Source organism: Nonomuraea sp. NPDC048882 (assembly GCF_040649755.1).
In the GTDB taxonomy this organism is placed as follows: Bacteria; Actinomycetota; Actinomycetes; order Streptosporangiales; family Streptosporangiaceae; genus Nonomuraea; species Nonomuraea maheshkhaliensis.
In genome coordinates, this window is sequence record NZ_JBEZGB010000001.1 from 281,681 (window position 1) to 300,603 (window position 18,923).

Consider the following 18,923-nt stretch of genomic DNA (forward strand, 5'->3'; position numbering starts at 1 on the left):
GCTACCTTTCGAGTACGACGGCCAGCCCTTGACCGACGCCGATGCAGAGGCAGGCGAGCCCGGTGCCCGAGCCGGCGGCGGCCAGCCGGTGGGCCACGGCGCCGGTCACGCGGGCTCCCGAGGCGCCGAGCGGGTGGCCGATGGCGATGGCGCCGCCGTCGGGGTTGACGATGGCCGGGTCGAGGTCGGGCAGTTCGGCCAGGCAGCCGAGCACCTGCGCGGCGAACGCCTCGTTCAGCTCGGCAGTGGCGAGATCGCCGAAGCGCCGGCCCGCCTTGGCCAGCGCCCTGTTCGCCGCCTCGACGGGGCCGAGACCGAAGTAACGCGGTTCCAGCGCGCTGACGCCGCTCGCCACGATCCTGGCCAGGGGCTCGCGCCCGCGCAGCCCCGCCTCGTCGGTCAGCAGCAGCGCCGCCGCGCCGTCGTTCAGCGGGGAGGAGTTGCCCGCGGTGACGGTGCCGCCGTCCTTGCGGAAGGCGGGCTTGAGCTTGGCCAGCGCCTCAAGGGAGGTGTCGTGGCGGATGCCCTCGTCGCGGGTGACGGACGCGATCGGGACGATCTCCCGCTCGAAGGTCGCCTTGGCCGCCTTCTGGTGGCTGGCCAGCGCGAACGCGTCCTGCTCCGGGCGGGTGATCCCGTGCTTGTCGGCGATCAGCTCCGCGCCCTCGCCGAGCGCGACCGTGTGCTGGGCGGGCATGGCCGCGTTGACCAGCCGCCACCCGAGCGTCGTGGAGACCAGCTCCTGGCCGCCGGCCGGGAACGCGCGTTCGGGCTTGGGCAGCACCCACGGGGCGCGGGTCATCGACTCCACGCCGCCGGCGATCACGGCCGAGGCGTCGCCGAGCGCGATGGCCCGGTAGGCCTGGATGATGGCCTCCATGCCGGAGCCGCACAGCCGGTTCACGGTGACGCCCGGTGTGGTGATCGGCAGGCCGCTCAGGATGGCGGCCATGCGGGCGACGTTGCGGTTCTCCTCGCCGGCGCCGTTGGCGTTGCCGAGCACGACCTCGTCCACGGACTCCAGTTCGTTACGCGTGACCAGCGCCGAGACGACGTGCGCGGCCAGGTCGTCCGGGCGGATCCCGGACAGGGCGCCGCCGTAGCGGCCGAACGGCGTGCGTACGGCGTCGGCGATGTAGACGTCCTTCATGTCGCGATGACCTCCGCGTCGGTACGATCGTGCGTCCCCTGCCTGCTCACCGTGCCGGTGCCGTCGCACGTCCACTTCCCGTTCACGCGCGCACCTCCGCGCCGGTACGGTCGCGCAGGTCGTCCAGGCTCACTCCCGGCGCGCGTTCCACGAGCGTGAGCCCCTGGTCGGTGATGTCGAGGACCCCGAGGTCGGTGATGACGCGGTGGACGCATTCCTTCCCCGTCAGCGGCAGCGTGCACTCCTCGACGATCTTCGCGGAGCCGTCCTTGGCGTTGTGCTCCATGATCACGATGACCCTGCGGGCGCCGTGCACGAGGTCCATGGCCCCGCCCATGCCCTTCACGAGCCGGCCGGGCACCATCCAGTTGGCCAGGTCGCCCTGGGCCGAGACCTGCATCGCGCCGAGCACCGCCACATCGATGTGGCCGCCGCGGATCATGCCGAACGACAGCGAGGAGTCGAAGAACGACGCGCCGGGCAGCACGGTGACGGTCTCCTTGCCGGCGTTGATCAGATCGGGGTCGACCTCTTCCTCGGTCGGGTAGGGGCCGACGCCGAGGATGCCGTTCTCGGAGTGGAGCACCACGTCCACGCCGGGCGGCAGGTGGGAGGGGATGCGGGTGGGCAGGCCGATGCCCAGGTTGACGTAGTCGCCGTCACGCAGCTCGGCGGCGGCCCTGGCGACCATCTCGTCACGGGTCCAGCTCATCGGCCGACCGTCCCCGGGGTGATCGTGCGCTTCTCGATGGATTTGTCGGCGGCCTGTTCGGGGGTGAGAACGATGACCCGCTGGACGAAGACGCCGGGCAGGTGCACCTCGTCGGGGTCCAGCTCGGTCAGCTCCTCGACCTCGGCGATCGTGATCCGCCCGGCCATGGCGGCGAGGGGGTTGAAGTTCCTGGCGGCCTTGTGGAAGACGACGTTGCCGTGCCGGTCTCCCCTGGCCGCGCGGACGAGGGCGAAGTCCGTACGGATGCCGTGTTCGAGCACGTACTCGCGGCCGTCGAACTCGCGCACCTCCTTGGCCGGCGAGGCGAGCGCGACGCTGCCGTCGGGGTTGTGCCGCAGCGGCAGGCCGCCGTCGGCGATGGGCGTGCCGACGCCCGCCGGGGTGTAGAAGGCGGGGATGCCGCTGCCGCCCGCGCGCAGCCGCTCGGCCAGGCTGCCCTGCGGGGTGAGCTCGACCGTCAGCTCACCGGCCAGGTATTGCCGGGCGAACTCCTTGTTGTCGCCGATGTAGGAGGCGGTGACGTGGGCGATGCGCCCGGCCGCCAGCAGGACGCCCAGGCCGCCGCCGTCCACCCCGCAGTTGTTGGACACGACGCCGATGCGGCGCACGCCGGTGTCGTAGAGGGCCTGGATCAGCACGTTGGGGATGCCGCTGAGGCCGAAGCCGCCGACGGCGAACGACGCTCCGTCGTGCACGCCGGCCAGCGCCTCCGCGGCCGTGGCGAGCACCTTGTCTCTCCGCACGACGCTCCGATCGACACGTGTTCGCTCTGCGAACTTTTGTTCACTAAAGTATCCCTGTCAGTATCTGTACGGGTGGCGCGCCTGTCAAAGGTCGTCCCTGAACGTCTCGGCGACCCGGAACCGGCGGAGGAACCCATGGAGCAGGCGTCGGAGCGGCCCGCGGAAGCCGCGGGGACGCTGGAGCGCGGGCTGGCCGTGCTGCGCGCCGTGGCCGCCGACCCGGCGCGGCCCGCCCGCGCGACGGACCTGGCCCGCGCGACCGGCCTGGCCAGGTCCACGGTCGACCGGGTCGTGAGCACGCTCGTCCACCTCGGCTACCTGCGCGCGGACGGCCGCGACGTGCGGCTCGCGCCGCGCCTGATGGAGCTGGGCGAGGCGTACCTGGCCGGCGACGGGCTGCGCGACGCCCTCGCCCCGCCGGCCGTGCGGCTGGCCGAGGAGCTGGACGAGTCCGTGTCGCTGGCCGTGCGGGACGGCGACGGGGTGCGTTTCGTCGTGCAGGTCACCCGGCGGCGGACCATGTCGGTCAGCTTCCGCGTGGGCGACGTGCTGCCGGTCGATCGCTGCGCGGCCGGGCTGGCGCTGCTCGATCCGGACGCGCCGTGGGCCGAGGACGACCAGCTCATCGAGCCGGGGCTGATCGCGGTGGCGGTGCCCGTGCGCGACGGTTCCGGCGCCGTGGTCTGCGCGATCAGCGTCGTGAGCCACACCAGCAGGCACACGGCGGCCGGGCTGCGCGACCACTGCCTGCCCGCGTTGCGCCGGACGGTCGAGCAGATGGAGGCGATCCTGCGCGACTGCTCACCCCTGCCCCTGCCTCTGCCTCCGGCGCGCCTCGAAGCCGAGCGTGGGGCGGTGGACGGTGCCGCCAAGCGGGAACTGGGCATGGGGTTCCTGCAGTCGCTGGCGCGCGGGCTCGCCGTGCTGGTCGCGCTCGGGTCGGCGCGCGGCGGGCTGACGCTCGCGGACTGCGCCAAGGTCACGGGCCTGCCCCGGGCGACCGTACGGCGTGCGGTGCAGACCCTGGAGCGCCTCGGCTACGCCACCGCCGCCGGCGGTGGCCGGTTCACGCTGCTCCCCCGCGTGCTGGAGTTCGGGTACGCCCACCTGTCCGGGCTGACGTTCGGCGAGATCGTCCAGCCGCACCTGGCCGACCTGGTGGCCCGGGTCCGTGAGTCGGCGTCGGTGGCGGTGCTGTCGGGCGACGACGTGGTGTACGTGGCCAGGGTCCAGACCGTGAGCCTCATGAGCGTCAACCTCACCGTGGGCACCCGGCTGCCCGCGTACGCGACCTCCATGGGGCGGGTGCTCCTCGCCGAGCTGCCCGAGGAGCGGCTGGCGTCGATCGTGCCGCGCCGTCTGTCGGCCAGGACCGTCGCCTCGCGCTCCGAGCTGCGGGCGCTGCTGCGCCGGGCGGCGGCCGACGGGTATGCCCTGGTGGACCAGGAGCTGGAGGAGGGCGTGCGGTCGATCGCGGTGCCCGTACGGGACCGGACCGGGCGCGCCGTCGCGGCCGTGAACGTCGCCACCCACGCCGGCCGCGCCACCCCCGCAGCCCTCATGAACGACGTGCTGCCCGCCCTCAGGGAGACGGCCGCCAGGATGGAGGCCGATCTTGCTTACACGCGGGCGGCGGTGGACGGGTGAAGCTCAGGAGAACGTGATCGGCGGACCGCCGCCGGGCGGCCGTCCGCTGGCTAGAATCCGGGGCATGAAAGCCGCAGTGCGCGCCAAATACGGCCCGCCGGACGTGGTGAGCATCGCTGAAGTGGATCGGCCGGTCGTCAAGGACGGCGACGTGCTCGTCAAGGTGCACGCGACGACGGTCAACCGCACGGACTGCGCGGCACGCGCGGCCAAGCCCTTCATCTGGAGATTCATCACCGGCCTCGTCACGCCGAAGGTGCCCGTCCTCGGCACCGAGTTCGCGGGCGAGGTCGAGGCGGTCGGCCGTGACGTGACCGCCGTCAAGCCCGGCGACCGGGTCTTCGGCTACAACGACGACGGGTTCGGGGCCCACGCTCAATACATGACGGCCTCGCCGAAGGTCGCGCTGGCGCTCGTCCCCGAGGAGCTCTCGTACGAGGAGGTCGTGGCCGGCACCGAGGGGTCGCACTACGCGCTCAGCCTCCTGCGGTCGGCGCGGATCACCGCCGGGAAGAGCGTGCTCGTGTACGGCGCGACCGGCGCCATCGGCTCGGCGGCGGTGCAGCTGCTGAAGAACGAGGGCGCCGACGTGACCGCCGTCTGCGCGACCGAGCACCTCGACCTGGTCGCCGAGCTGGGCGCCGACCGGGTCGTGGACTACACGACCACCGACTTCACCAAGGACGAGCGCACCTACGACGCCGTCCTCGACGCGGTCGGCAAGACCACGTTCTGGCGGTGCCGGCGGCTGCTCAAGCCACGCGGGATCTTCGTCGCCTCCGACGTGGGGCCCGGGTCGCAGAACCTGTTTCTAGCGCTCGTCACCCCGCTGCTCGGCGGCAGGCGGGTGCACTTCCCCATCCCCAAGGACGATCCGGGGATGGCGCAGTACTTCAAGGAGCTGATCGAGGCGGGGACGTTCCGGCCGGTGATCGACAGGCGGTATCCGCTGGACGAGATCCTCGAAGCCCACCGATACGTCGAGTCCGGGCGGAAGGTCGGCAACGTGGTGATCACCGTGTCGCATCCCGAGGAACCCGCCCCCTGAGCCCTGTGCCGCGCGGGCGGCCCGTGGTGCCGTGTGGATGGTGCGGCGGGCCGCTCTGCGGGCTCTTGACGTGCAGCTTCTTCTCGGCCAGGTAGCCGATGTGGAACCCGATCGCGGTACGGCTCAGCCCCAGGTCGGGCAGCCGTTCCATGATCTCGGGGACCGTCGGGCTGCGCGAGGTCGAGGGGTCGCGCAGGCGCGGCTCACACAGCGCGACCAGGATGCGGAAGTATTTGGCGTCCCCCACCCCCGTCCTCCCCGCCACGCCGGACGACGAACGCCCGGAGGCAGCGGCCGAACCACCCGGCGGCGGTGGGCGGGGCGGGAAGAGGCGGCGGGCGATGCTCGTCGGGGGTATCGCCGTGGGAGCCGCGGTCGTGGCCACCGCCACCACCGTGGGCGTCGCGATGGTCCAGCGGCCCGGCCCGCCCGGCGGCACCCCCTCCCCCGGCGCCACCGCGACCCCGTCACCCACCGGCGCGGACGCCGGCCGCTGGCTGCGCCCGGGCTCCGACGTCCCGGAGCGGTATCGCGCGCTGATCGTCGGGCCGGCTGGGCCCGCAGGTCGCCGACGTGCCCGGCGATCCGGCGATGAACCTGGCCGCGCTCTTCCGCAGCGGCGTCGACCCGGTCAAGCGCGCCGGCGGCGTACCGCCGAAGTGGCGCGACTACACGACCAAGGTCGCGCGCTACATGCGCGACTACGAGCCTTCGTGAGCCCGCGCGCGGGGCGGGAACAGTCGGGAGCAGGCGGAAGCGCGAGTATCCTTCGAGCGCTTCAGCTCGCTCTATATTGGGCACAGTTGTCCACACACCTTCGCGACACGCTCATCCGGGCTCGCGCGCGGGTTCCCAGCCTTATTGCACTATGCAATGATAAAGACGGCGAACCACCAGGAACGGAGGGGTGGAATGGCGAGCGCCGACCGTACCGGCTTCTCCTGGATCGTCACTCAGCGTGACAACACGGCTGTGCTGAGTCCCGCGGGAGAGCTGGATCTGTCCACGATGGGAGAGTTCCGTGACGGGCTCACCCACGCCATGGAGTGCACCCGGCCGCCCCTCGTGGTGGTCGATCTCCAGGATGTCCCCTTCTGTGACTCCTCGGGGCTGAACACGCTGATCTGGGCCGCCAACACCGTCGAGGCCGCCGGCGGCACCTTCAGCCTGAGCGGGGCCCAGCCGCGGATCACCCGGCTGCTGCGCCTGACCGGCCTCGACAAGCGCTTCTCCCTCTGCGACACCTCGTCCGGCTCCTAGCCGCCCACGGTCGCGGAGCCCCGCGAGGGTAAGGCTGCCCCTACCATCGCCCAGGGTGCGGCCTTCATGGTGTGCTCCGAAGGGCTTGGCCAGACTGATCTTGAAAGTTTGGCCGAGCGCCCGATTGACTGGAGCGACCCCCATGCGTGTTCAAGTGAACGGCACCTCCCTCTTCGTGGACGTCGAGGGCACCGCCCTGGAGCCCGACGGCTACGCGATGCGGGAGAAGCCGACCCTCCTGCTGCTGCGCCCGCCTGGAGGTGTTCGACCGCTCGGGCCACTTCATCCCGGACACCGAGGGCAACCGGTTCTTCCCCCTGCTGCGCTCCTTCATCACCGGCTGACGTCCCCGGAGCGGCAACGACACGTGGGCGGGGGCAAGGCGACCGAACCGGTATGGCGCGCCCCGGCCATGAACCCGCCCTGAACGCGACCGCGTACATCGTGGAAATCGGCATCCCCGGAGACCACGATGACCATCCGCCGGCTTTCTCTCGCACCCCTGGCCCTCGCTCTCGCCCTCGCCGCCGCCACCTCCGCCTGCAGCGGGCCGGGCGGTGAGCGGCCCGCCGCGGCTCAGCTCGCGAAACCCACGGGCCTGGTGACGGTCGCGCAGGCCAAGAACCTCCTCAAGCGCTGGGACGACGGTGTCAAGCGGGCGGAGCTGGCGGGCGGCACCGACTACGGCGCGGTCGAGGCGGGCCTGGCCGCCCGGATCGACAAGGCGAACAGCAGGCTGCGCGAGATGCTCGGCGAGAGCGTACGCACCTCGCACGCCACCATCGTCAAACCGCGCTTCGCCATCCCCGCCAAGGGGGCCGCGAACCCGCCGTGGTTCATGGCCGACTTCGCCCGTAAAGGCGAGAAGGGGTGGAACCAGCTGATCTTCCAGCAGACGTCCGGCGGCTGGAAGGTGGTGGCGATGTCCGGCACATCGGCCGGGGCCAGGCCGCCGGTCGCCGCCCGCGACGAGCACGGGCTGGCGACCGTGCTGCCCGCCGGGGAGCGTGGCGGGCTTACCGCCTCGCCGCAGGAGATCGTCCGCGCGCACGCCCGCGTGGAGGCCACGCTCGACCAGGACGAACGCGCGCGCGGCCTGTTCAGGTCGGACGCCCAGCCGCGCCGGCTGGGCCGGGCCAAGCTGGCCCTGCGGGAGCAGGCGCGCGGCCAATGGACCATGACCCGGCAGTGCCGGCCCACGTCGGGGCCGTTCGCGCTGAAGACCGCCGCCGGGGGCGCCCTCGTCTGGTACGGGGTCACCTCGAAGGAGAGGTTCGTGGCCCGGCCCGGCGCGGGCCAGCTCGCGTTCACCGACCGGCCGACGGCCGCCGTGACCCACGGCAGGCGCTACACCAAGCGGGTCACCGTGACGTCCGCCGCCTTCTACCTCGCCGTCGTCCCCAAGTCAGGACGGATCCGGGTCCCCTCCGAGACCGCCGGTTACCTGGGCGCCACCGGGTCGTGACACGGGCCCGGGGCGGCCGTCCGTCGTCGTGCGGGGCCTGGGGTGCGGGAGACTTGGGGGGTGAGTTCCGAGAACGACGGCCGGCCCAGCCCTCCCACGACGAGCGCGTCCATCGTGGTGCTCACGCTGGCGCGGCGGATCGAGACCGAGCTCAACGCCGCCCTCGCGCCGCTCGATCTCACGGTGCGGCGGCTGGGGCTGCTCGGGCACATCGCGGCGGTGCCCGGCATCTCGTTCAGCGATCTGGCCCGCATGTCGGGCATCACGGTGCAGAGCGTGCACGCGGCGGTGAAGTCGCTGGCCGGGGCGGGGCTGGTGCGCGACAACACCGCCCGCGCGGGCTCCGCCTCCACCATCGAGATCACGCCTGAGGGGGCGCGGCTGCTGGGCGCGGCCAGGGAGGCGGTGGGGCGGGTGGACGAGCTGATGTTCGGGGCCGCCGCCGACCCGATCCAGCGCAAGGTCGGCGAGACCATCCGCGCCGCCTTCGCCCCCTGATCCGGCGCCCGGACGGATGCGACGGCGCCGGTCAGGCGAGCGGCTCGTCGGCGAGGTACGGCGGCGCGGGGTCGTACTGCATGACGCGGCGGACGGCGCGGGCGTGCTCGCGGCCGTGCAGCCGCCCGACGAGCCACAGCGCGCTGTCGATGCCAGCCGAGATGCCCTGGCTGGTGAGCAGGCCGCCGTCCACGACATACCGGGCATCCCGCACGACCGTGACGTCCCCGCGCGCTTCGAGGTCGTCCTCGCGGCTCCAGTGCGTGGCCACCCGCCGCCCGCGCGCGAGCCCGGCGGCGTGCAGCAGGAACGTGCCGGTGCAGACGCTCGTCACCCAGTTCGCCCGGGCCCCGGTCTTGGCGATCCAGGCGACGACGTCCGGATGGTCCGCCTCGACCGTGCGCGTGCCGCGCCCGCCGGGGACGAGCAGCACGTCCAGCGGCGGATGGTCGCCGAGGGTGTGGTCGGGCAGCACGCGCATGCCCTTGGCGCAGCGCACGGGGCCGGGGTTCTCGGCGATCAGCACCGCGGTGTCGCCGCCCTCGCGCAGTTGCGCGGAGACGGTGAACACCTCCCAGGGGCCGGCGAAGTCGAGCTCTTCCGCCTGGTCGAAGATGAGAAGTCCGTACGTGGTCACAGGTCGCCTCCCATGGCGGTGGAGTGGAATCGGTCCCGGTAGTCGGAGGGGGCGACGCCGACCCGGCGGTGGAACGTCCGGCGCAGGGTCTCGGCGGTGCCGAAGCCGCAGCGGCGGGCGATGGCCTCGACCGGGTCGTCGCCCTCGGTGAGCGCGCGCTGGGCCGCCTCGATCCGGACGCGCTCGACGTACGAGCCGGGCGGGACGCCAAGCTCGGCGGTGAAGCGGCGCTGCAGGTGGCGCGGGCTGAGGCCGGCCCGCTCAGCGAGGTCCCTGATGTCGTGCCTGGCGCCGGGGTCGGCGTGGATGGACGACACGGCGGCGCGTACGGGGTCGCTGGCCGGCTGCCTGGACCACAGCCCCACGCTGAACTGCGACTGGCTGCCCGGCCTGCGCAGGAAGAGGACCAGCCGCCTGGCCACGCCGTGCGCGACGTCGCGGCCGAGGTCGTCCTCCACCAGCGCGAGGGCGAGGTCCATGCCGGCGGTGACTCCTGCCGACGACCAGACGCGCCCGTCCCTGACGAAGATCGGGTCGCTGTCGACGGTGACCTCGGGGTGCTCCGCCGCCAGGCGTTCCGCGCGGGCCCAGTGGGTGGTCACCCGGCGTCCGTCGAGCAGGCCGGCGGCGGCGAGCAGGAACGCCCCCGTGCACACCGAGGTGGCCCGGCGGGCTCCCGCCCCGGCGGCGGTGATCCAGGACAGCAGCGCGGCGTCGTTCCTGGCCTCGTAGACGCCGGGGCCGCCGGCCACGACCAGGGTGTCCACGCCTTCGGCGGACAGCGTGGCGGGCCCGTGGCCGGCGTGCACGGGCAGGCCGCTGCTCGCCCGGACCAGGCCGGGGGCGGGGGCCAGGAGCTCGCAGGTGTAGGCGCCGGCCTGGTGGAAGACCTCGTACGGGCCGGCCAGGTCGAGTGACTGGAATCCGTCGAAGACGACGAAGACGACGCGGCGCTGTTTCACCTTTCCAGCTTGTGGGCGGGCCGGAGATGGCGTCAACGACCGCCACCCCACAGATCGCGCCATCGCGATCACCCCCTTCAGGGACCCTGAAGGTGCTGTGTTAGGCTTCAGGCCACCTGAAGGTTGGAGGGAGAACGATGGAACACCTGCTGCTGTCGGTGCACGTGCTGGCCGGCATCCTGTTCGTGGGCGGCTCGGCCATCGCGACGAGCCTGTTCCCGCGCTACGTACCGGTGGCCGCACAGGTCACCGCACCGGTGACCCCGGTCGCCGATGACAGCGTGGACGACGGGCGGAGCCGGGCCGTGGCTCTGGCGCTGCACCGCATCACCCGCGGCTACAGTCTCGGCGGCCTGATCGTGCCCGCCGCCGGGCTCGTCCTGGCCGTCGTGCAGGGGCGTACCGGCGAGATCTGGATCATCCTCGCCGTCGTCCTCACCGCCGCCGCCGGCTTCCTGCTCGCCGTGCAGATCTATCCGCGCCAGCGCGACGCCCTGGCCACCCCCGGCGACCGCGCGAAGCTGCGGCCCCTGTCGATGACGGCGGGCTTCTACAACCTGCTGTGGACGATCGTCGTCGTGCTGATGATCGTGCGTCCCGGCGCGGGCGAGGGGGCCTGATGTCCGTCCGCGCGCTGCGGATCGCGGCCGCCTTCGAGACCCTCTCCCTGGCGGTCCTGCTGACCAACCTGGCGACCGTGCACGAGCCGGCGGTGGCCTCGCTCGTCGGCCCGGTGCACGGCGCGGCCTATCTGGCCGTCATCGCCGTCACCGTGCTGATCCCCGGCAGCGCCGTGACCGGCGCCCGCCGGCGCGCCGTCGTCCCGGTGATCGGCGGCCTGCTCGCCCTCTGGCGGCTCCGCACGTCCGCACACTAGGCGCTATTTCTAGATTTCTAGACAAGCAAGGTTTCGGATCCTACGTTCGAGGAGGTTCGCCGACCGCGCTCCCCGGATGAGGTGACGTCCCATGCCCCTGGACCAAGCGACGACCGCGCTGCTGGAGCAACTGGCCGCGATGGGAGGCCCGCCGCTGCACGAGCTCCCGCCCCAGGAGGCGCGCGCCGTCAGCGCCGGGCTGAACGAGCTGAGCGGCAAGGGCCCCGACGTGGCCCGGGTCGAGGAGGTCACGATCCCGGCCGAGGACGGCGGTTCGTTCCCGGCCCGGATCCTGGTCGCGAACGGCACCCCGCGCGGCGTCATCGTCTACTACCACGGCGGCGGCTGGGTCATCGGCTCCATCGACGAGTTCGACACCCTGGGCAGGGAGCTGGCCGTGCGCACCGGCTGCGCCGTCGTGCTGGCCGGCTACCGGAAGGCCCCCGAGCACCGTTACCCGGTCGCCGCCCGCGACGCCTACGCCGCGCTGCTCTGGGCCGCCTCCGACATGCCGGGCCTGCCGATCGTGGTGGCGGGCGACAGCGCGGGCGGCAACCTGGCGGCGGTCGTGGCCCAGCGGGCCAGGGACGAGAACGGCCCGGCCATCGCGCTGCAGGTGCTGGTCTATCCCGCCACCGACAGCGACCTGGACAACGGCTCCTACCGCGATCCGGACAACCAGCTCCTGCTCACCCGCGACGCGATGGTCTGGTTCTGGGACCACTACGCCCCCGACCCCGCCTCGCGGGCCAACCCGGACGCCTCCCCGCTGCGGGCGGCCGACCTGTCCGGCCTGCCGCCGGCGCTGGTGCTGACCGCCGAGTACGACGTCCTGCGCGACGAGGGCGAGGCGTACGCCGAGCGGCTGCGGCAGGCGGGGGTGCCGGTGGAGTTCCGGCGCTTCGAGGGCCAGATGCACGTCTTCTTCACGCTGGTGAACGTGCTGCCGGCCAGCGCCGAGGCCCTCGACCTGGTCGCCGCCGCCGTCGGGCGCAGCCTCAAATGAGCGAACGGGCCCGGCCTCAGTGCGCCGGGCCCGCCCGTTCGGTCGTCAGGAGAAGAGCTGGGTGAGCTTCAGGAACAGCTCGTAGACGCCGTACGCGAACGGCACCCCCACCCAGAGCCACGCCACCACCTTGAGCCAGGTGTGCCCCTCACTCATATCGCCTGTCCCTTCTCCTTCACCTGCGGGTCGAGCCGCTGCACGGGCTTCTCGTGGAATCTCTCGTGCACCGGCCGGATCAGCTCGTTGGCGAGGAAGCCCACCACGAGCAGCCCGATCATGATGAACAGCGAGGTCGTGTAGAGGTCGGGCCCCGCCCGGCCGGCCGCCTTCTGGCCGTCGGCGATGGCGTTGATGATCAGCGGGCCGAGCACGCCGGCGGTGGACCAGGCGGTGAGCAGGCGGCCGTGGATGGCCCCCACCTGGTAGGTGCCGAACAGGTCCTTGAGATAGGCGGGCACGGTCGCGAACCCGCCGCCGTAGAAGGACAGGATGCCGATCGCGCACAGGATGAACAGCGGCCTGGAGCTGTCGCCGGCCAGGGCGATGGCGAGGTAGAGCAACCCGCCGACGCCCAGGTAGACGCGGTACATGTTCTTGCGCCCGATCAGGTCCGAGGTGGAGGACCAGACGAAGCGGCCGGCCATGTTGGCCAGCGACAGCAGCGCGACGAAGCCGGCCGCCGCGCCCACGGCGACGGGCGCCTGCGTACCGGCGAAGAAGTCCCTGATCATCGGCGCGGCCTTCTCCAGGATGCCGATGCCGGCCGTGACGTTGCAGCACAGCACGACCCACAGCAGGTAGAACTGCGGGGTGCGGATGGCGTTGGCGGCGGAGACGTCGGCGCTGGTGATCAGCGGGCGCGCGCTGGCGGCCGCGGGCGGGCTCCAGCCCTTGGGCCTCCAGCCGTCGGCGGGCACGCGGACGAGGAGCACGCCCATCGACATGAACACGGCGTAGACGACGCCGTGCACGAGGAACGTCGTGGCGATCCCGCCGGTGTCGGTGCCGAAGGAGGACAACATCTGCGCCGACCACGGCGAGGCGATGAGCGCGCCGCCGCCGAATCCCATGATCGCGATGCCGGTGGCCATGCCCGGCCGGTCGGGGAACCATTTGATCAGTGTCGAGACCGGCGAGATGTAGCCGATGCCGAGCCCGATGCCGCCCACGAAGCCGTAGCCGAACACCACCAGCCAGTACTGCCGGGTGGCCACGCCCAGCGCCGACAGCAGGAAGCCGGAGGAGAAGCAGGCCATCGAGACGAACATCGCCCAGCGCGGCCCGTTGCGCTCGACCAGCGTGCCGCCGAAGGCGGCCGACAGGCCGAGCATGACGATGCCGAGCTGGAACGGGAGCGCGCTCTGGGTGCCGGAGAGCCCGAGCGAGGATTCGAGCGGGGGTTTGAAGACGCTCCACGCGTACGCCTGCCCGATGGCCAGGTGCACGGAGAGCGCGGCGGGCGGCACGAGCCATCGGCTCCAGGTGGGTGCCGCGATGATACGAGAACGACTGAGGAATCCTGCGGAGCTAGCGAACCTGGTCCTGTCTGCCACGCACCACGGGTACCACATACGGTATGCAGTATTTGAAACCCGTACAAGTTTTACGGCGAGCGGTCAGTTCCCGTCGACGAACGGCTCCTGACCCCGTGATCATTCATGAGCGGTGCGACCGCCTGACCTGCCCCGGCCCGGCGGCGTCCTAGGGAAAACCCTAGGTCACCCCCCGTGGCGACACCCGCGCGCCCGGTGGCAGGGTGCCGTCTGCGGGCTCGGGAACGTTCCCCGCGCCCGCACCGAGACGACACCGGGTGGGTGGACGACATGACCGAGCCAACGAGCGGGGTGGCGAAACAGGAGCTGCAGGACTTCCTGCGCACCGCGGACAAGCTGACGCTCGACGACCGCAAGCTCCTGGTCCAGCAGGCGCTGGTACTGATCGAGCAGAACTACGTGCACCTGCCGCTCAAGGCCGCGATGCACGCCGTCAACCCGGTGCAGCGGCTGCGGCTGCTCGCGGCACGGCTGAGCCGGCAGACCCCGGCGACCATGGGCCCGGAATGGCGCTTCCACGCCGAACTGTCGGAGATCTTCCACTCCGTACGCGACCTGCACACCAACTACCTGCTGCCGTCCCCGTACGCCGGCAAGATCGCCTACCTCCCGTACCTGATCGAGGAGTACTACACCGGCGACGAGCGCCACTACGTGGTCACCATGACCGTCGAGGGCTTCACCGCGCCCGGGTTCGGGCCGGGCGTGGAGGTCACCCACTGGAACGGCGTCCCGATCGACCGGGCGGTCGAGCGCAACGCGGCCAGGTTCGCCGGCAGCAACCCGGGCGCGCGGCACGCCCGCGGCCTGCAGTCGCTGACGATCCGGCCGCTGCTCCTGCACGTGCCGCCCGAGGAGAGCTGGGTCGTGCTCACCTACGTCGGCGCCGACGGGATCCGCAGGGAGCTGCGCGAGAGCTGGCGGGTCAGCGACAACCAGCCGTCGTTCGTGGACGCGGACCAGCTCAGCGTGGCCGCCACGGCCCAGGGCCTCGACCTCGGCGCGGACGAGATCGGCCGGGCCACGAAGATGTTGTACGTCCCCGAAGCCGTCACCCCGCTGGAGACGCTGGGCGGCGCCGAGCTGACCGCCGAGCCCGCCGGGCCAGGCGCGGACCTGCCCACGTCGATGCCCGGCTTCTTCCGGGCCAGGAGCGTCGTCACCCCGTCCGGCGTCTTCGGCCACCTGCGCATCTTCAGCTTCAGCGTCAACGACCCCGACGCGTTCGTGCGCGAGTTCGTCCGGCTGGTCGAGCTGCTGCCGCAGGACGGGCTCGTGGTGGACGTACGGGGCAACGGCGGCGGGCACATCTACGCGGCCGAGTTCCTGCTGCAGACGCTCACTCCGCACCCGATCACGCCCGAGCCGACCCAGTTCGTCACGACGGCGCTGAACCAGCGCGTCTGCGGGCAGCACAAGGAGAACCCGACCGGCGAGATCGACCTCGGCCCCTGGTGCCCGTCCATGGAGCAGGCGCTGGAGACCGGCGCGGTCTACTCCGGCAGTTTCCCCATCACCCCCGCGGACGGGGCCAACGCCATCGGCCAGCGGTACTTCGGCCCGGTCGTGCTGATCACCAATGCCCTCTGCTACTCGGCGACCGACATCTTCGCCGGCGGCTTCCAGGACCACCGGATCGGCCCCGTCCTCGGCACCGACGACAGCACGGGCGCGGGCGGCGCGAACGTGTGGACCCACGCGCTGCTCAAGCTCCTGCTCGAACTGCCCTCCCCCGCGCCCGGCAGCCCCTACCGGCCGCTTCCCCGGCAGGCGGGCATGCGGGTGTCGATCAGGCGCACGCTGCGGGTGCACGACCTGGCCGGCACGCCCGTCGAGGACCTCGGGGTGGCGTCGGACCACCGGCACCGGATGACCCGCGACGACGTCCTGCACGGCAACGCCGACCTGCTCGCCCGCGCGGGCGAACTGCTGGCCGGACGGCCGGTGCGGCGGCTCGACGTGCGGGTCACCGGTTCCGGCCTGACGCTGTCGACCCGGCTGATCGACCGGGCCGACGTGTACGTGGACGGTCGGCCGGCGGTGTCGGTGGACGTGACAGGACCGGACACGGAGGTGCCGGTGCCGGGGGCGGCGGGCGCGGGCGTCGTCCGGGTGGAGGGCTTCGAGCACGGCGACCTGGTCGCCGCCCGGACACTCAGGCCGAACGACTGACCGAACATCTACGACAGGCGGCTGACCGCGCCCGGGCTCCAGCAGCGCCATCGGAGGGCCACGGCCTTCCGCGCCTCGGTGCCGGCCGGTCAGCGAGCCCGGCCGGTCAGCGGGCCCGGCCGGTCAGCGGGCCCGGCCGGTGGGCTGGGGGCCGGTGGACATCGCGTGATCGGCCTCGGCGACGAGCGGGCTGTCGCGGAAGCGCTGCCAGCCCGCCCGCAGCCGGCGCAGCTCGGCGCCGACCCGGGCCGAGGCGGTCAGCCGGACGTCGTCGCCGAACCCGAGCGCCGTGACGGCGGCCTGCTCAGCGTCCCCCGCGCGCAGGTAGGCGTTGGCCGCCCGCAGGCCGATCAGCACGCGGGTGCGGGTTTCGACGGGACGGCGGGCGTTCATGGAGGCGGTGAAGTGGCGGGCCGCGGTGGCGTGATCGCCGAGCTGGGTGAGAGTGAGCCCGATCTGGTGCTCCAGAGATTCGTGCCGATAGTTGCCCCAGCCCGCCTCCTGTGGGGAGCCGGCCCGTTCGAGCTGGTTCTCCGTACGGCGCAGCAGGTTGAGCGCGTCCCAGCGGGTGCCGGCCGCCGCGTGCGCCTCGGCACGCATGCCGGTGATCCAGGCCAGCGTGCGCCTGGGGCCGTGCCCGCCGAGGGCGGAGGCGGCGGCGTCGGCCAGCGCCAGCGCCTCGCCGTCGTGGCCGAGCTCGGCCGCCTGCACGGCCATACTGCGTAACGCCGTCGCCCGTAACAGCAGGTCGCCGGCCTCGTCGGCGAGCCGCACGGTGCTGATGTAGTAGCGCTGGGCCAGCGCGTTCGCGCCGGCGTCCATGGCCATGTACGCGGCCAGGTAGCCCAGCTCGGCCGCCGCGGCGAACAGGTCCGGCCTGGTACGCCCGCTCGCCTCGCGCAGCAGCGGCGTGATCTCGCGCGACAGGTAGGCGGCGACCGCGACGCGGGCGTGGGCGCCTCCGAACCGGTCGTCCAGGTCGGCGAAGGCGGCGGTGGCGGCCCTGATGCGGGCCACGTCTCCCGCGCCCGGGCGGCCGGACGGACCGGGGACGCGGGCGTGCCGGGCGCTTCGGGCGGACGTTCCGGAAATGCCGGACAGGTTCGACAGGCTGGACAGGGCGGCGAGCGTGAACGTGCCGGCGGTCAGTACCGTACGGCGGTTGAGCAGGTCGTCCTCCCCCAGCGTGGCCAGCCGCGCGACCGGGTCGCCGCGCCACGGGTCGTCGGCCGGGGGCCCGGACCCGGGGTCCGGCCAGCCGAGGTGCGCGGGGCCGAGGTCGGGCCGGCCGAGCCGGCGCCGGAACGCCTCCACGGCCGCGTGCACCGCCTCCGGCCTGGGCACGGTGCCGGTCAGCCAGTGCCCGACGGCCGAGCGGTCGTAGTGGATCCGCTCCCCGGTCTCGGCGGCGACGGCGTTGACCTGCTGCGCAGTGGCGGCGTGGGTCCAGCCGGCCTGTTCGATGAGCGCGGCGAGGGCCCGGTTCACGACGGGACGGGTGCGCCGTGGCGGCATCGCATCTTCACATCGCTTCACATCGCGGTGCTCTCGACGATGCGCCGTACGGAGCGCACCGTCAATAGTGCGGACCGTGACGTGGCGGCCCGGTCGAGGCCGGAGGAGAGGAAAGACGGCATGACACTCAGGGACGGCGGCGGCGGGGCTGCGCACAAGGAGGGGGCGGCGGTCGATGTGGCGCACGCCGAGTTGCTGGCCGCGCTCGCGGGCCGGCCGCTGGTCACCGTCGACCGGTACAGCACCGCCCTGCGCACCGGCTACACCGGCCCGGCCCCCGTCGAGTCGCTGCGGCCCGCCCTGGGCATCGGCTGCTACTCGGCATGGGACCCGGCCCTGCCCGGCATGGTGGTGGCGGCCGAGGACCGTACCAGGACGCGTTCCGTCGCCGAGCGGCACGGCTGGTTGCGCCGCGTGCGGCACGACGCCGCCCGGCACCTGGTCAAGCTCGACCGCCCGCCCGTCATCGCCAGCAGGTGCGCAGGCGCCCGGCTGTCGGAGCTGGCCGGCCCCGGGGCCACGGTGGCGGCGATCGGCGAGGGCGTGCGGGCCACGATCGAGGCCAGGCACCTGCTGGACGACCTGCTGCGCGCGGCCGGGGTGCCCGCCGTGGCGCGGATCCGCTGCGTGCCGGCCGAGCGGCTGCCCGGCCTGGCCGAACTGCGCCGCGCGGTCGGCACCAAACGGGTCGTGGTGCAGGCGGGCGGCCTGGCCGGCGGGCGCGGCACGGTGATCGTGTCGGGTGACGCCGACATGTATCGTGCGGCCCGGCTGCTGGGGCCGTACCGGGTGGCCGCGTACGTGGACGGCTGGCCGTGCGCCGTCACCGCGCTCAGCGTCCCGGACGGCGAGGGCGGCGTCAGCGTGTACGTGGACCGCCCGTCCCACGGCGCCACCGGCGTCCCCGAGCTGGGCGTCGGCCCGCTGTGCCCGGCCGGGCGAGATTGGTCGCGCCCGTGGCCGGTGCCGGCCGCCGCGCTGCTCATCGAGTGCGCCGAGCGCATCGGTGTCTGGGGCTGGCGCCGGTACGGCGTCGCCGGGCTGTTCAGCGTGCACGCGCTGCTCACGCAGGGTGAACGGGTCCTGGTCTCGGCGATCAAGTGGCGGCACGACGAGAGCGCCGAGGTGTCGGCGGTCAACCAGCAGGCCGTGGGGGTGCCGCCGTTCACGCTGGCGCACCTGGTCGTGATGTTGCGCGGCCGGGTCGGCTGGCTGGCGGATCCGCAGGAGTTCAACCAGCTCAGCCTGCTGCGGGCGACCGAGCGCGGCGGGCCGTTCTCGGTCCGGGTGCGCCATCGGCACGAGGCCCCGGTACGGGTGGCGGCCGGCCGGGGTCCCGGCGTCTACCGGCTCGACCGCGACGACCGCCTGCGCTGGGCCCGCCCCGCCGCGAGCCCGGCCGAGGCCCGCGCCGACCAGGGCGAGTTTCTGCTGGCGGACCTGCCGGGCCCCGATGTCGTCTGTCATCCGGGGGCCGACCTGGCCACCATCGAGGCGGTCACGGACGGCGCCACGCAGCCCTTCCACGGCCCCGCCAGCGCCTCCCCGTTCACCCGCCGCGTGGCCGCCGCCATCGAGGACCTCTGCCACCCCTGCGACCCGTGACACCGACCCAAGCCCAGGCTGATGGCGTGTGACGTCAGCGCGGGCCCTGGAG

Annotated in this window: 19 protein-coding genes; 11 read left to right on the forward strand and 8 right to left on the reverse strand. The window is 73.0% G+C overall.

What is annotated here, in order from left to right; genetic code table 11:
- Position 1 precedes the first annotated feature (1 nt).
- The 3 genes from AB0C27_RS01200 to AB0C27_RS01210 form a co-directional block, all read right to left on the reverse strand.
- Entirely contained in the window at positions 2-1,150 is a 1,149-nt protein-coding gene (locus tag AB0C27_RS01200; protein WP_357835924.1) for a thiolase family protein, read from the reverse strand.
- A gap of 82 nt (positions 1,151-1,232) precedes the next feature.
- Positions 1,233-1,862, reverse strand: coding sequence for a CoA transferase subunit B (locus tag AB0C27_RS01205; RefSeq protein ID WP_357835927.1), 630 nt, complete (start codon positions 1,860-1,862; stop codon positions 1,233-1,235).
- On the reverse strand, positions 1,859-2,626 hold the full coding sequence (locus AB0C27_RS01210) for a CoA transferase subunit A (RefSeq protein WP_357835930.1): 768 nt from the start codon (positions 2,624-2,626) through the stop codon (positions 1,859-1,861). The genes AB0C27_RS01205 and AB0C27_RS01210 overlap by 4 nt, the downstream gene beginning before the upstream one ends.
- Before the next feature lie 72 nt (positions 2,627-2,698).
- On the opposite strand from AB0C27_RS01210, the gene AB0C27_RS01215 reads away from it, so the two are divergent.
- Together AB0C27_RS01215 and AB0C27_RS01220 are read left to right on the forward strand one after the other, a co-directional pair.
- Positions 2,699-4,273, forward strand: a complete 1,575-nt coding sequence (locus AB0C27_RS01215; RefSeq protein ID WP_357835933.1) for an IclR family transcriptional regulator C-terminal domain-containing protein — start codon at positions 2,699-2,701, stop codon at positions 4,271-4,273.
- A gap of 64 nt (positions 4,274-4,337) precedes the next feature.
- Positions 4,338-5,321: an NAD(P)-dependent alcohol dehydrogenase gene (locus AB0C27_RS01220; protein WP_357835936.1), complete on the forward strand. Its 984-nt coding sequence runs from the start codon at positions 4,338-4,340 to the stop codon at positions 5,319-5,321.
- Here AB0C27_RS01220 and AB0C27_RS01225 read toward each other — a convergent pair.
- Complete coding sequence (locus AB0C27_RS01225) at positions 5,287-5,796, reverse strand: hypothetical protein (RefSeq protein WP_357835939.1); 510 nt, start codon at positions 5,794-5,796, stop codon at positions 5,287-5,289. The genes AB0C27_RS01220 and AB0C27_RS01225 overlap by 35 nt on opposite strands.
- 98 nt (positions 5,797-5,894) lie before the next feature.
- Here AB0C27_RS01225 and AB0C27_RS01230 point away from each other — a divergent pair, with 98 nt between their 5' ends.
- The 4 genes from AB0C27_RS01230 (at position 5,895) to AB0C27_RS01245 (ending at position 8,544) form a co-directional block, all read left to right on the forward strand.
- On the forward strand, positions 5,895-6,038 hold the full coding sequence (locus tag AB0C27_RS01230) for a hypothetical protein (protein ID WP_357835942.1): 144 nt from the start codon (positions 5,895-5,897) through the stop codon (positions 6,036-6,038).
- 195 nt (positions 6,039-6,233) lie between these two features.
- Positions 6,234-6,581, forward strand: a complete 348-nt coding sequence (locus AB0C27_RS01235) for an STAS domain-containing protein (protein ID WP_357835945.1) — start codon at positions 6,234-6,236, stop codon at positions 6,579-6,581.
- Between the two features lie 472 nt (positions 6,582-7,053).
- A complete protein-coding gene (locus AB0C27_RS01240; protein WP_357835948.1) occupies positions 7,054-8,046 on the forward strand; it encodes a hypothetical protein in 993 nt (330 codons plus the stop codon).
- Positions 8,047-8,106: 60 nt separating this feature from the next.
- Positions 8,107-8,544, forward strand: a complete 438-nt coding sequence (locus AB0C27_RS01245; protein WP_346113317.1) for a MarR family winged helix-turn-helix transcriptional regulator — start codon at positions 8,107-8,109, stop codon at positions 8,542-8,544.
- Positions 8,545-8,575: 31 nt separating this feature from the next.
- Here AB0C27_RS01245 and AB0C27_RS01250 read toward each other — a convergent pair whose 3' ends face one another.
- Positions 8,576-9,181, reverse strand: coding sequence for a DJ-1/PfpI family protein (locus tag AB0C27_RS01250; protein WP_357835951.1), 606 nt, complete (start codon positions 9,179-9,181; stop codon positions 8,576-8,578).
- Positions 9,178-10,143 (reverse strand): helix-turn-helix domain-containing protein, encoded by a 966-nt coding sequence (locus AB0C27_RS01255; protein WP_357835954.1) that lies wholly within the window; start codon positions 10,141-10,143, stop codon positions 9,178-9,180. The genes AB0C27_RS01250 and AB0C27_RS01255 overlap by 4 nt, the downstream gene beginning before the upstream one ends.
- Before the next feature lie 137 nt (positions 10,144-10,280).
- Here AB0C27_RS01255 and AB0C27_RS01260 point away from each other — a divergent pair, with 137 nt between their 5' ends.
- The 3 genes from AB0C27_RS01260 to AB0C27_RS01270 all read left to right on the forward strand — a co-directional run bounded on the left by AB0C27_RS01260 (position 10,281) and on the right by AB0C27_RS01270 (position 12,026).
- Entirely contained in the window at positions 10,281-10,763 is a 483-nt protein-coding gene (locus tag AB0C27_RS01260) for a hypothetical protein (RefSeq protein WP_357835957.1), read from the forward strand.
- The gene (locus tag AB0C27_RS01265; protein WP_357835960.1) at positions 10,763-11,020 is read left to right on the forward strand and encodes a hypothetical protein; all 258 of its coding nucleotides are present in this window, start codon (positions 10,763-10,765) and stop codon (positions 11,018-11,020) included. The genes AB0C27_RS01260 and AB0C27_RS01265 overlap by 1 nt, the downstream gene beginning before the upstream one ends.
- A 91-nt stretch (positions 11,021-11,111) precedes the next feature.
- Positions 11,112-12,026, forward strand: coding sequence for an alpha/beta hydrolase (locus AB0C27_RS01270; RefSeq protein ID WP_357835963.1), 915 nt, complete (start codon positions 11,112-11,114; stop codon positions 12,024-12,026).
- Positions 12,027-12,178: 152 nt separating this feature from the next.
- Here the strand turns inward: AB0C27_RS01270 and AB0C27_RS01275 are convergent, their stop codons facing one another.
- A complete protein-coding gene (locus tag AB0C27_RS01275; protein ID WP_357835966.1) occupies positions 12,179-13,597 on the reverse strand; it encodes an OFA family MFS transporter in 1,419 nt (472 codons plus the stop codon).
- A 252-nt stretch (positions 13,598-13,849) separates the two neighbouring features.
- On the opposite strand from AB0C27_RS01275, the gene AB0C27_RS01280 reads away from it, so the two are divergent.
- Entirely contained in the window at positions 13,850-15,751 is a 1,902-nt protein-coding gene (locus AB0C27_RS01280; protein ID WP_357835969.1) for a S41 family peptidase, read from the forward strand.
- A gap of 123 nt (positions 15,752-15,874) precedes the next feature.
- Here AB0C27_RS01280 and AB0C27_RS01285 read toward each other — a convergent pair whose 3' ends face one another.
- Positions 15,875-17,266: a hypothetical protein gene (locus tag AB0C27_RS01285; protein WP_357835972.1), complete on the reverse strand. Its 1,392-nt coding sequence runs from the start codon at positions 17,264-17,266 to the stop codon at positions 15,875-15,877.
- A 120-nt stretch (positions 17,267-17,386) separates the two neighbouring features.
- Between AB0C27_RS01285 and AB0C27_RS01290 the strand changes: the two genes are divergently transcribed.
- Entirely contained in the window at positions 17,387-18,871 is a 1,485-nt protein-coding gene (locus tag AB0C27_RS01290) for a hypothetical protein (RefSeq protein ID WP_357835975.1), read from the forward strand.
- Positions 18,872-18,923 lie beyond the last annotated feature (52 nt).